The 12786-nt window shown below is 62.6% G+C and carries 11 protein-coding genes; 6 read left to right on the plus strand and 5 right to left on the minus strand.

Annotated elements, in window-relative coordinates; translation table 11 throughout:
• Nucleotides 1-15 precede the first annotated feature (15 nt).
• Together CDV46_RS12115 and CDV46_RS12120 are read right to left on the minus strand one after the other, a co-directional pair.
• On the minus strand, nucleotides 16-1380 hold the full coding sequence (locus tag CDV46_RS12115; RefSeq protein WP_176399063.1) for an MFS transporter: 1365 nt from the start codon (nucleotides 1378-1380) through the stop codon (nucleotides 16-18).
• 36 nt (nucleotides 1381-1416) lie between these two features.
• Nucleotides 1417-2142 (minus strand): DJ-1/PfpI family protein, encoded by a 726-nt coding sequence (locus CDV46_RS12120; protein WP_087722684.1) that lies wholly within the window; start codon nucleotides 2140-2142, stop codon nucleotides 1417-1419.
• 51 nt (nucleotides 2143-2193) lie between these two features.
• Between CDV46_RS12120 and CDV46_RS12125 the strand changes: the two genes are divergently transcribed.
• A complete protein-coding gene (locus tag CDV46_RS12125) occupies nucleotides 2194-3195 on the plus strand; it encodes a GlxA family transcriptional regulator (RefSeq protein WP_087722686.1) in 1002 nt (333 codons plus the stop codon).
• Here the strand turns inward: CDV46_RS12125 and CDV46_RS12130 are convergent.
• Nucleotides 3183-4001: an AraC family transcriptional regulator gene (locus CDV46_RS12130; protein WP_170935829.1), complete on the minus strand. Its 819-nt coding sequence runs from the start codon at nucleotides 3999-4001 to the stop codon at nucleotides 3183-3185. The genes CDV46_RS12125 and CDV46_RS12130 overlap by 13 nt on opposite strands.
• Before the next feature lie 252 nt (nucleotides 4002-4253).
• On the opposite strand from CDV46_RS12130, the gene CDV46_RS12135 reads away from it, so the two are divergent.
• The 3 genes from CDV46_RS12135 (at nucleotide 4254) to CDV46_RS12145 (ending at nucleotide 8423) form a co-directional block, all read left to right on the plus strand.
• The gene (locus tag CDV46_RS12135) at nucleotides 4254-6494 is read left to right on the plus strand and encodes a TonB-dependent siderophore receptor (protein WP_087722688.1); all 2241 of its coding nucleotides are present in this window, start codon (nucleotides 4254-4256) and stop codon (nucleotides 6492-6494) included.
• Between the two features lie 194 nt (nucleotides 6495-6688).
• Nucleotides 6689-7540 (plus strand): hypothetical protein, encoded by an 852-nt coding sequence (locus tag CDV46_RS12140; protein WP_087722690.1) that lies wholly within the window; start codon nucleotides 6689-6691, stop codon nucleotides 7538-7540.
• Nucleotides 7541-7634: 94 nt separating this feature from the next.
• The gene (locus CDV46_RS12145; protein WP_303395612.1) at nucleotides 7635-8423 is read left to right on the plus strand and encodes a CPBP family intramembrane glutamic endopeptidase; all 789 of its coding nucleotides are present in this window, start codon (nucleotides 7635-7637) and stop codon (nucleotides 8421-8423) included.
• Between the two features lie 271 nt (nucleotides 8424-8694).
• On the opposite strand, the gene CDV46_RS12150 is transcribed toward CDV46_RS12145, so the two are convergent.
• Entirely contained in the window at nucleotides 8695-9531 is an 837-nt protein-coding gene (locus CDV46_RS12150) for an SDR family NAD(P)-dependent oxidoreductase (RefSeq protein ID WP_087722692.1), read from the minus strand.
• A gap of 81 nt (nucleotides 9532-9612) precedes the next feature.
• On the minus strand, nucleotides 9613-10311 hold the full coding sequence (locus tag CDV46_RS12155; RefSeq protein ID WP_087686493.1) for a TetR/AcrR family transcriptional regulator: 699 nt from the start codon (nucleotides 10309-10311) through the stop codon (nucleotides 9613-9615).
• An 89-nt stretch (nucleotides 10312-10400) separates the two neighbouring features.
• Between CDV46_RS12155 and CDV46_RS12160 the strand changes: the two genes are divergently transcribed.
• Together CDV46_RS12160 and CDV46_RS12165 are read left to right on the plus strand one after the other, a co-directional pair.
• The gene (locus CDV46_RS12160) at nucleotides 10401-11198 is read left to right on the plus strand and encodes a class II aldolase/adducin family protein (RefSeq protein ID WP_087722694.1); all 798 of its coding nucleotides are present in this window, start codon (nucleotides 10401-10403) and stop codon (nucleotides 11196-11198) included.
• 134 nt (nucleotides 11199-11332) lie between these two features.
• Entirely contained in the window at nucleotides 11333-12730 is a 1398-nt protein-coding gene (locus CDV46_RS12165; protein WP_217896734.1) for an MFS transporter, read from the plus strand.
• Nucleotides 12731-12786 lie beyond the last annotated feature (56 nt).

Consider the following 12786-nt stretch of genomic DNA (forward strand, 5'->3'; position numbering starts at 1 on the left):
CAACCGGCAAAACGGCTATCGGACAGCTTCCCCGCGCTCAACCCGCATCTGCGAGTGCCGTGTCGATGTCCGAGACTTCCCGACCACTGTCGCAATGACGCCCAGCAATCCCACCAGCGACACTGCCGTGATGAACAGGCCGGGGGCGGCGCGGTCATGGGTGGCGCTGGTCAGTAGCGACGTGACGAGCGGCGTAAATCCGCCCAGCAGCGCCGCCGCCAGGTTGTAGGCAATGGCCAGTCCGCTGAACCGAAGACTCGTCGGAAACAACTCCGATGCGAGCGCACCGAATGTTCCCGCGATGAACGACACCGCGATGGCGGCCAGACCGAAGAGCAGAAACGGATGGGTGGCCCCCGCCGCCACGGCGACATAGAACGGATAGCTCCCCGCTGCAATCAAGACGGCCCCCAGCAGGTAGATTCTGGCTTTGCCGAAGGTGTCGCTCAGATAGCCGACGATGACAATGCAGACCGACATCGTGGCGATGGCGAACATGACCAGTTCGCTCGCGGTATTCGCGGGATAGCTCGCCACTTGCATGAGGTACGGCACCATCGCCACGCTCAGCAGCGCAATGAGCGCCTGATTCAATCCGACGATACCGATAGCGGCGACGATCTGGCGCCAGTGGTATTGCACCACGTCAACGGCCGGCAGCCGGGCGCGCTTCTGCTGCTTGATCGACAGGAAGAGTTCGGTTTCTCGCAGCCCGCGGCGCATCAGCGCCCCCGCCGCCCCTAGTGCGCCGCCGACAAGAAACGCGATGCGCCAGCCGTACGAAAGCATCTCGCCTTGCGTCAGTGTTGCGTGCAACCCGACGCTGACGAGCGTCGCCAGCAGGCTCCCCGAATTCACACAAGCAAACATGACGCCGCACGCAAGACCGCTGCGTTTCGGGGCCGTCTCGACGACATACGCGATCGCCCCGGGCAGCTCGCCGCCAATGCACGCGCCCTGCAAGAACCGCAACGCCACGAACGCAATGCTTGCCGTCACGCCGATGGCTTCGTAGGTCGGCATGAGCGCCATCCCTGCGGTCGTCAACGTCATCACGACGAGCGAGAGCTGGAACGCCACACGACGGCCGAACTTGTCGCCGATATGACTCAGCACCAGTCCGCCAAGCGGTCTGGCGACATAACCCACGGCAAATGCGGCAAACGTCGCGATCAACGGTGTGGTGCCGGTGCCCGTCGGGAAAAATGACCTCGCGACGTAGGTCGCAAAAATGCCGTAGACGATGAAGTCATAGAACTCCAGCCCGCCGCCCACACTCGCCAGATAAATCGTGCGCCAGTCGATGGGCTTTTCCGGTACGTTCACCGACGCGCTCTTCGGCGCGTCTGGCGACGCATGCTCGCCTGTCTCGTTGTTCATGTGCATCGGGTGTCTCCTGTTCGTCATCGTGTCCGCTCAGAAGAACGGATAGCCGCCCGGTTGGGTCCCGGTCCCGCCGATCGCCTGCGACGCCGCCAGCACGGCCTTCAACCGATTGTTTTTGCGTTGCGCGCTGGCCAGCGTCAGCCGCTCGACCACGGCCGCAGGTGCGACGTCGGGCGTGCCTGCGCGATACGGCGGCTCAGGGTCGTATTCCAGCAACAACTGAATCCCTTGTGCGGCCTCGACGCCAACGATCTCGCCGACCACCTTCAACGCCATGTCGATCCCAGCGGTCACACCGCCAGACGTGAAAAACCGCCCGTCGATGGTCATGCGCTGACGACTCGGCACCACGCCGAAGTGCGTGAGAAATTCCACCGCTTGCCAATGGCAGCTAGCGCGGCGCCCGGCAAGGCAGCCCGTCGCCGCGAGCAGCAGCGATCCGGTGCAGATGCCGAACACATAGGCGGCGTGGGCCGCCTGATCACGAACAAACGCGACGAGCGAGCGGTTCAACATCGCCTCGTCCACCCCGGGGCCACCGGGCACCACCAGCAAGTCGTACTGCGGGGCGTTTGAAAAATCGACCGTCGGCATGAACGAGAATCCTCGCGCGCAGCGCACCGGCGACAAGGTCTCCCCGATGAGATCGACGGTCCAGCCCGGCACGGCACTCAGGACTTCCAACGGGCCGGTCATGTCCAGTTGGGTCATCCCCGGGAACATCACTACCCCCACACGAAACGCGGCATTCGTCATACCATCGACCCTCACATCAGAAATGAACGAGCCGATTCTAGGAGGTGAGAAATGGAAAAAAACTCAAATTCCCCACCTTTCCTGCCACCTCCGCCACGCAACATCGTATTCGTCGTATACGACGGATATCAGCCGCTGGATCTGGCCGGTCCGATGCAGGTTTTCGCGCTCGCGAATCGTGACCTGCCCGCTCCCCCGTATGTGCTGACTACGGCAACGGTGCGCCCCGGGCACGTGCGTGCCAGTGCCGGGCCCGACATCGTGGTGGACGCGGGTCTCGACGCCATTGCCGACGCCGACACCGTGCTGATTCCCGGCGGACCGGGCGTCGACGACGCCTGCGCAGACGCTGACATCCGGCATGCGATTGCCGACGGGCACGCGTCGGTCCGTCGGCTTTGTTCGGTTTGCACGGGGGCGTTCCTGCTCGCAGCGGCTGGTGTGCTCGACGGCCGTCGCGCCACAACGCATTGGGGGCGGTGCGACGACTTGCAGGCCGCCTACCCCAAGGTCACCGTGCAGCCATCACCGATCTTTGTGAACGACGGCAATGTGTGGACGTCTGCCGGCGTCACCGCAGGCATCGATCTGGCACTCGCGCTGGTCGAAGCGGACTGCGGCTACCGTGTGGCGGCGTCGATTGCCCGGAAGTTGGTGGTGTATCTACGGCGGCCCGGCGGGCAAGCGCAGTTCAGTGAAACGCTGCTGATGCAGGAGCGCGCGGGGGCAGCGGAGTTCTCATCGCTGATGGCCAAGGTGGCATCAAGTCTTCACAAAACGTGGAGCGTCGACGAACTGGCCGCCGAAATGGGGCAGACCTCACGCACGTTTCAACGGCGCTTCCGGCTCGCGATGGGATGCTCGCCGTTCGCCGCCGTACAGGAAGTACGAATTTCCCGGGCGCGGGTCATGCTGGAGACAACGACCAGTGGCATTGCCCTCGTCGCCGGCCGTTGTGGATTCGCCTCGGAAGAGCAGATGCGGCGCGTCTTTCAGCGCAAGTTCGGGCTGCCGCCCACCGCCTTTCGCAGCTTCTTCGGTCAGGACGTCTGAGCAGCCCGCGTCGCCACGAACCCGGCCTGATAGCGCTGCGGCGTCACGCCCAGCACACGACGGAACATGCTGGCAAAAGTGGCCGTATCCGCGTAGCCAAGCGCCGAGGCCACGTCACCGGGCGCGCAGCCCGTCGATAGCTGGCACATCGCCTCGCACACCCGCATATGCTCACGCCACTTGGCGAAAGCGACACCCGTTTCGCGCTGGAACAAGCGCGATACCGTGCGCGAACTGGCCCCGAGCCGGTCGGCCCAGAGTTCGAGCGTGTCGTTGTTGGCGGGCTCGGCGAGCAGGGCTTCACAAATCTTGCGCAGACGGGGGTGTACCGGCAGCGGCAGCCGCCACTGCGCGTCCAACTCGCCCGGCCTCGCGTCGCCCAGCAACCGCTCGATGAGATTGGCCAGCAACCCCGGCACGCTATCCGGCGCATAGTGCTCGGGGGCTTCGGTCATCGCGACGATGGCTTCGCGCAGCAGGCCGGTCACGGGCATCAGCACCCCCTCCAGATCGTCCTGCGGGGCCTCGAAATGCGTGAGATAGATCGTGCGGAAGGCCACGTCGCCGACCATTTCCAGCTCGTGTTCGACGCGCGGCATCACCAGCAGCCCGATTGTGGGCGTGACCACCCACGACGCGCCGGGTGTGCGCACGCGGATCATCCCCGCCGTCGCATAGATCAGTTGCGCCCGCGAATGCGTGTGCGCGGGCTCCCGCATGCCATGAGGGTAGTCAATCGCATTGGCGATCACCGGGGGTAACGGACGCCGACCGGTGGCGGTGACTGGCGTACGTTTGGTGTCCATCTCGCTTGATAACATCTGCAAATCCGTCCCGTCAGGACAAAATCTGTCGCATTCGCGGCGATTGTTGTCGCCGCACGTTGCCCCAACGGCGATATGATCGGCTCCCGTCAGGCACTCCTTGACTGCCAGCGCCGGCCCGAACCGTCGCGGCACACAACTCAACTCCCCCGCCAAACCCTCCGTACCCCGGCCGACAAAGACGCCGCGGACGACGCTTCACGTAAAAAGTTAATGATACGCATTTTTATTAACATGACAAACACACACGATAACGTCGCGCGGCAGCCGTCGCGCAATCTGAAGTCAGCCAAGCACCGGACGGGCGTTCCGGGATGGCTGCGGCGCCGGGGAAGCGGGTTGATCTGGGCGCCGCTGTTGGCCCCCTTGGGCGCGCCGCTGGCCTTCGCTGCCTTGTCTGGCACGGCGCACGCGCAAGACAGCGGGGTGCCGTCCGCGGTGGCCCTGCCGACCCAGGAAGTGCGGGCCGACCGGGAGGAGTCGCCGACGGGGCGCACCGACGGCGTGGTCGCCAAGCGCAGTGTGTCGGCGACCAAGACCGATACGCCGCTCGTGCGCGTGCCGCAATCGGTGTCGGTCGTCACCCGCGACCAGATGGACGCACAGGGCGCGACCACCATCGATCAGGCGCTGCGCTACACGCCGGGCGTGTCGTCGCAGGACGCCACCGACTTCCGCTTCGACCAGTTGCGTGGCCGAGGCTTTTCGTACGACACCTACCTCGACGGGCTGATTCTTCAGCCGAACGCGTTTTACGCGAATCCGCGCATCGATCCGTATTTCCTTGAACGCATCGAAGTGTTGCGCGGCCCGGCGTCGGTGCTTTACGGCGCGGGCAGTCCTGCGGGCATCGTCAATCTGATTACGAAGATGCCGAGCGACGAGCCCGTGCATGAGCTGATGTTGCAGGTCGGCAGCCATAGCCGCTTTGAAGCGGGCTTCGATATGGGCGGCAAGCTGACGGATGACGGCACGATCCTTTATCGCGTGACGGGTCTGGCGCGCGACGCCAATTCGCAGGTCAACGGCATCAAGGACCAGCGTCTGGCGATTGCGCCGAGCGTGACCATCCGGGCGTCGCGCGACACCTCGCTGACGTTGTTCGCCAGCTACCAGCGCGACCCGGCCGGCGGGCTGTTCAACTCGCTGCCGGTCAGCGGTGTCGTGAGCGGCAACCCGAACGGCAAGATCGATCCGAATACCTACGTCGGCAACCCGGATGTCGATTACTTCCGGCGCACGCAGTACTCGTTCGGGGCCAAGTTCGAACATGCGTTCAACGACACCCTCAAATTCCGCTCGAATCTGCGGTACCTGCACGACGACATCGACTATCACCAGTCGTTCTTCCTGAACTACCTGTCGGGCTCGACCTCGACGGTATCGATGAACGCGTTTCTCGACCGCGAGCACCTGAGCCAGTTCGCGTGGGATAACCAGATCGAAGGCAAGCTGTCGACCGGACCGCTTCAGCACACGGTGCTGGTCGGGCTCGACTACCAGCGCCTGCTTAGCGGCACCAGCAGCGGCACGGGGCCCATTGGCACACTCAACGTGTTTGCGCCCAACTACAGCACGCTGGGTCGAATCACCACGACGAACAAGCGGGTGGATACGGCGACCAACCAGTTCGGCATGTACGCGCAAGATCAGATTCAGTACGGCGGATGGACCGCGTTGCTCGGTCTGCGTCAGGACTGGACGTCGATGAACGTGCAAACGCAGACCACCACGAGTGCGAGCATTCAGAACCAGAGTCCGCATGCGTTCACGTGGCGTGGCGGGCTGTCGTATCTGTTCGATTCCGGCATTGCCCCGTACTTCAGCTATGCCAAGTCGTTCCAGCCCACGGCAGGCGTCGACTACTTCAATCAGGCGCTCAAGCCCACGACGGGCGAGCAGTACGAAATCGGTGTGAAGTACCAACCGAAGTCGTATAACGCGCTGTACACGGTGTCGTTCTACAACCTGACGCAGCAGAACGTGACCACGGCCGATCCGGCGCACAACGGGTCGGTGATCCAGACGGGCGAGGTGCGCTCACGCGGTATTGAACTCGAAGCGCGTCTGCAATTGACCGACTCGCTGAGCGCGATCGGGTCGTACACGTATCTGAATCAGACGGTCATGAAGACCAACACGGCGTCGCAGTTGGGCAAGCGTCCGACGATGATGCCGCGTTACCTGAGCTCGCTCTGGCTCGACTACACGCTGCATGGCGGGGTGCTGCGCGGGCTGGGCTTCGGTGCCGGGGTGCGCGTGATCGGACCGTCGGCGGGCGACGTGCAGAACACGTTCGACGTGCCGGCCGTGGCACTGTTCGATGCCGCCATCCATTACGACACCGGCAATTGGTCTTTTGCCGTCAACGGCAGCAACCTGTTCAATCGCAAGTACGCGGCGTATTGCTCCGGCGGCGCCTGCTACTACGGCTCGACGGCATCGGTGATCGGGACGGCTAAATATCGGTGGTAATACCGTTGGCTTGACGTAATGAAACGGGCGCGCCGTAGTTTTGGCGCGCCCGTTTCTGTTTGCGCGACACCTCACAAAATTGAGAGTGTCTTCCGTTAAGAGATTAAATATCTTTGGACGGATGCCGTTATCTCTGCGGTGGACTCGCCGGGGATGGCCTGTCGTTCATGTGAGATTTGTGAGATAGCGGAAAAATGAATTTAAGCATTCGATATTGCGTCGCCACGGCACTCCTCTGCGGCCTGCTGACGGGCTGCGAAGACTCGGAAATCGGCTCGGTGAAAGCGGCCAGTTACCCGGGCGATCAGACCCACACCTACGGTTCGGCGTTGTCGGATCGTGCGGCCTGCAAGAGCACCAGCTGGAAAACGTTCAAGGACGCGAGCAATCGATCGGCCGTGGAGTATCGCTGTGAGCTCAACGACGCCGTCGCCGCGCTGAACAAGGTTCGTGACGCGCAGATTGATGACATCAACGGCTACCTCAAGGCCAGCAACGACAACCTGAGCAAAGCCATCGAGGGCACCGCCGGTGACGTGGATCGCTACGCGAAACTGCTGGAAGAAAAGAAGGCCGTCGTTCAGCAAATCGACGAAAAGAGTCAGGCGCAATTGGCCGGCATGGACGGCCCGTCCGCCCTGAAAGCCAAGCAGGTGTTGGACACCTCCCGCGCTTACGCGGTCTCGGAAGTCGAGCGTTATCAGGCAGAGTTGGATAAGGCAAAGGCCGGCGGCAATGCCGATTCGCTGAAAGCGTCGATGCAAAGCTATCAGGACCGCGCTGCCGCCGACATTGCCAACCTCCACGCGAAGTACGACGGTGTGAAGTCCGTCACGGAAGTCATTCAGTGGGCCGTGAACGACAAGGTCGTCGTGCCCACGTATTTCGGCTTCGAAATCGACTCGGCAAACGGCAAGCAAACCGTCGACAAGGCATCGCAGTTCACGGGATTTCTCCGACAGATTGTCGCGAACCGTGGTCAGGATTATGTGACGCTCGTCGCACCGACCGTACTGGCGGGCGTCGCGAATACGACCGGGAAGTGACTGGCAAATAGCGGACCAATAGCGGGCAATCATCGATCAGCCCCCAAGACCATAAGACATGAACAACAGACCGGCCGAATACTGCTTCCCGAACTTGCTGGAAGCTTTCTTTGTTGTGATCGCGATCTTCTTTGTCGAGATGGTGACGGATGCGATCGTGGTGCAACTGAGCTATATCGTCGGCATTCGCCCGATGGCGGCGTACAGCATTGGCCGCGTGTTGGCTTATGGGCTGGCATTTTGGGCAATGCTTCACTACACCAGGCTCAGCTATCGGGACCTGTTTCATCAGGGGCGGGCTTCAATGCGCGCCACGCTGGGACTTTTCACGGTGCCTATCCTGCTATTGACGCCGGGATTGATGCTGGTCATCACGGTGATCGGCACCGGCGTGGAGAAGATGTTCCCGATAGGAGGATGGCTGCAAGCCTCCAATGACTTTTACCGGCAGACCGGGCTCGGCTCCTTCGTACTCGTGTGTCTGGTCGCACCATTTGTCGAAGAAATGCTGTATCGCGGCATCATCCTGCGCAGCTTTCTACGGCAGTATCCGGCGGGCACGGCCATCGCGCACTCAGCCGCAGTCTTCGGTCTGGCTCACCTGAACGTCTATCAGTTCGTCGTCGCCCTCATCTTCGGACTGGTGGCCGGAAAACTGTACGAACGGACTCGCTCACTGCTCCCCGGCATCCTGCTGCATGTGTTCTACAACACCGCCGTGGTTATAAGCACCATGAACTTGCCGACAGACGAGAAGAATCTGACGGTCTTCGACATGCCGGCCCTGTGGTGGCTGCTGGCGATCGCAAGCGGGGGCGCCGGCGCACTGATGTTGGTCAAACTGCTTGGCGGCGCCCCGGTAGTGCGTGCGAGGGCGAAGTAACGGCCGACTGTGATTTGTCTCAGTTTCGCCAATTTCCCCTGCCCGGTATCGTTGCATCAACTCGCCGACACAGCGAGATCGATGAAACCCAACACTGGAGGTGTGAAATGCCCTGGATGGCTATCTTGGACGGAATGGTTGCAGTGGGTTCGTGGGCAAGCCGGCTCGCTCCGGTCGCAAAGTTCATGTCGGACACCGCAAGCCTCTTCATGTAAGCCCCTGCGGCGGATGTTGCACCCGCCGCAAGATCTCTCTTACCTGTTGCCCCGTTTTACGCTGCGCCGGCGCGTGCCAGTTCGCGGAAGTTCATCCAGTGCGAACTGACCAGCCAGCCAGCGTCCACGGGCAAGCTGACACCGGTGATCGCGCTCGACTGGTCGCACATCAGGAAGCTCACCGCCGCCGCGATCTCATCGGTCCCCACCAGACGCCCCAATGCCGAATGCGCTTCGATGGCCGATGCGCTGCGCTTGCCGGTCGCAAGCTTGTCTTCAAAGATCGGTGTCAGCGTGAAGCCCGGTGCCACCGAGTTCACGCGAATCTCTGACGCGCCAAGTTCTCCCGCTGCCAGTTGCGTGAGCGCCCCCAAGGCTACCTTCGTGGGCGAATAGGCGTGCAGCGGTAGCGGACGCAGCTCGTTGATCGACGTAATGTTGACGACGGCGCCCGCTCCGGCCTGCGTCATCAGCGGCGCAAACGCACGCAGGCAATGCTGCGCGCCGAAGTAGTTCACTTCCCAGACGCGGCGCTGCATGGCGTCGTCCATCTCGAGCAACGGAATGGCGTCCTGCAACAAGCCCGCCACATTCACGAGTCCAGCCACGCCGCCACGTTCACCCAGCGATGCAGCGAGCGCGTCGACGGCGGCATGGTCGGTCACATCGATGGCGGCCAGTGTCATTCTCGGTTCACCGGCGCGCGCGCCGAATACATCGCGCAGTCGCGAAAGATCGAGGTCGGTAGCCACCACGTGCCAGCCATCGTCGTAGAGACGGTTGGCGACGGCCAGACCGATGCCGCCGCTCGCCCCCGTCACAACGACAGCATGTTCGCTATCGCGCAACGCGTCCAACGAGGTGCGCTTCGTGCGGCCAGAAGATGTGTTCATACAGGGCGTCTCCGTCAGGTTGTATCGTTGTTTTAATTTCTAAACTATTCGTTTAGTTTATTCACAACCCGGTTCGACGCGTCAAGCTTTTTTTGCCGCCGCTTTAGCCGTCGCGCCTCTCGACGGCACCGTTTTTGCACCGCGTGCGGCTTTCGCAGCCAAGGTGGGCACGGTGCCGTTCGGCCCGATCAGACCTTGCATGACGAGGTTCACGTGCTCACGCACGAACGCGCGCGTCAGCGGCTTGTGGCCGACAAGCAGACGGTAGTAGAGCGGCGCGTAGAGGATATCGAGCACGACATCGGGATCGCCCGGCTTGATGAGCCCGCGCGCCACGGCGTCGCGCACAATCTCCACGCCCTGCTGGCGGCGGGCCGAGACGTAACCGTCGCGAAACGCCTGTGCGATCTCCGGGTCCGACTGCCCTTCTGCGATCAGCGCACTGATCATCGTGCCCATCGGCCCGCAAAACTCTTCGGCCATCTTGAGCAAGCGCGCAAAGATGCTGTCGAGCTTGAGCTCTTCCGGGTACGGCAGCGCCTGCCCCGCTTCACGCAGAAACGCCGTCATGATCACCGACGCGCGGTTGGGCCACCACTTGTAGATCGTCGCCTTGCTCACACCGGCAGCCGTCGCGATGGCCTCCATCGTCGTGGCGGCCAGCCCCTGCTCCAGCAACAACCGATAAGCCGCGTCGAGCACAGCGCGCTCCGCTTCGACACTACGTTTGCGACCGCGCCGGCCTGACGTGGAAGATTCGGGATTCAACTGACTTGACATTCGCTCGGTCCAGACAAATACTAAACTGAACGTTTAGTTTATAAATATCGTCGCCGCTTTGCTAGCGGTACGTCGGTTCGGAGAACGGAATGCAGAAGTCTGACACAGTTTTTTCTTCATTTGACCTGCCCGCCGGCGAAGTCCTCGCCGACACCGGCACGACGCCGGGCGAGCAGCGCGTGCGCGAGGATCTCGCGGCGGCGTATCGACTGTGTGCGCTCAACGGCTGGGACGATCTCATCTACACCCATCTGTCGGCGCGCGTGCCCGGGCCGCAGCATCACTTTCTGGTGAATCCGCTGGGCTTGTCGTTCGACGAAATCACGGCGTCGAACCTCGTGAAGATCGACCTTGAAGGCCGCGTCATCGGCCACTCGCTCTATCGCCCGAATGCGGCTGGCTTCGTCATTCACGGGTGCATTCATGCAGCACGCGAGGATGCTGCCTGCGTGATGCATCTGCACACCGAAGCCGGCATGGCGCTCTCCGCGCTGGAAGACGGTCTGCTGCCGATCACCCAGCACGCGATGCGCTTTGTCGGCCGTCTCGGCTATCACGACTACGAAGGCATCGCGCTGACTACCGATGAGCGCGAGCGGTTGCTGTTCGACCTCGGCGAGCACACGGCGCTCATTCTGCGCAATCACGGCACGCTCACCGTCGGGCGTTCGGTCGGACATGCGTTTGTGGAAATGTTCTATCTGGAGAAAGCGGCTCGCGCGCAACTGCTCGCGCAGGCGACGGGCGCTGCACTGCGAATTCCACCGCATGACATTGCCGCCTTGACCGCAGAGCAATGGGTGACGGATCTGCGCGGCTCGGGCGATCGCGAATGGCCGCCGCTGTTGCGCAAGCTGGAACGCCACGGGCATGACTACAAGCAGTGAGGCTGGCGCGAGGGCCACGCCGGTAAAGCGTCAGTGAATCAGAAAATCGTAAAGAAGTCGTGCAATACCGCAAGTTCGTATCACTCAGCTGGCAGCGACCAGCATTCATAACAGCACCATGACGGAGACACCCCTTGAACCCGACCCCCGCATCTCAGGCGAGCCCACCGGTCGCGAGCGGCGATAACGCCGCCGCGCTGGACTCGCGTCTCGCGCAGGAGACGATCAGTCAGCTACTGCGCCGCATTCTGCCGTTTCTGATTCTCTGCTACATCGTGGCGTTTCTCGACCGGGTGAACGTCGGCTTCGCCGCGTTACATCTGAATGGCGATCTCGGGTTCACCGCGACCGTCTACGGCTTCGGTGCGGGCATCTTCTCGATTGGCTATTTCGTCTTCGAGGTGCCCAGCAACCTGATTCTCCACCGGGTCGGCGCACGCATCTGGATTGCCCGCATCATGGTCACGTGGGGGATCGTCTCGGCAGGCTTCGCGTTTGTGTCAGGGGAGACGTCGTTCTACGTGATGCGTTTCCTGCTGGGTGTCGCCGAAGCGGGGTTCTTCCCGGGCATCGTGCTCTACCTCAGCCTCTGGTTCCCGGGACGCGCCATGGCACGCGCGACGGCGATCTTCATTCTGGGTCTGCCGCTCGCGGTATTGATCGGGGCACCGTTGTCCACCGCCATCCTCACGTCGTTCCACGACTTCGCTGGTCTGCGCGGCTGGCAGTGGATGTTCCTGCTCGAAGGCGCGCTCGCGGTCGTGGTCGGCGTCATCGCCTACTTCGTACTCGGCAATTCACCCGACAAGGTGACGTGGCTCACCGGCGCGCAGCGCGACTGGCTCGTGCGCACGCTCGCACAGGAACGGGCGGCGAAGGAAAGTGCGCGTCAGTACAGCGTGATGCAGACGCTGCTCTCCGGGAAGGTGCTGCTGCTGGCCTTCGCCATTTTCTGCAACATCACCGCACTGTTCGGCATCACCCTGTGGATGCCGCAGATCATCAAGGGCATCGGCGGTCTGGACAACACGCGCGCCGGGCTGCTCAGCGCGTTGCCTTATCTGTGCGCGGGTGTCGCGATGGTGATCAACGCGCGGCACTCCGACAAGACCGGCGAGCGGCGCTGGCACATCCTCGTGCCCGCAGCAATCGGTGCCGTGGGGCTGGTGATCGCGGGGAATGCGACTTCACCGGTCATGGGGATCGTCGGGCTTTGCATCGCCGCGTCGGGAATTCTGGCGTCGAACATCCTGTTCTGGCCGCTGGTGCCCATGTTCCTGACGGGGGCTGCGGCGGCAGCCGGTATCGGCCTAGTGAACTCGGTCGGCAACCTTGGCGGTTTCGTCGGCCCGTATCTGACGGGTTGGGCGAAGGACACCTTCGGTGGATACGGCGCGAGCATGAGCACGCTCGGTGTGATGGTGCTGCTCTACGGGCTGCTGCTCTTCGCGTTTCTGACGGTGGCGACGCAACGCTCGGGGGACGCGAGCCGTCGTGTTGCGCCGGGTGCCGCACGTACGCCTGCGCATTGATTTGACGACGCGCGCGACGGATTTCGCGCGCGGGTTGCTCTGCTCTGTTTTCCTAC

The organism is Pandoraea sp. PE-S2T-3 (assembly GCF_002179965.1).
GTDB lineage: Bacteria > Pseudomonadota > Gammaproteobacteria > Burkholderiales > Burkholderiaceae > Pandoraea.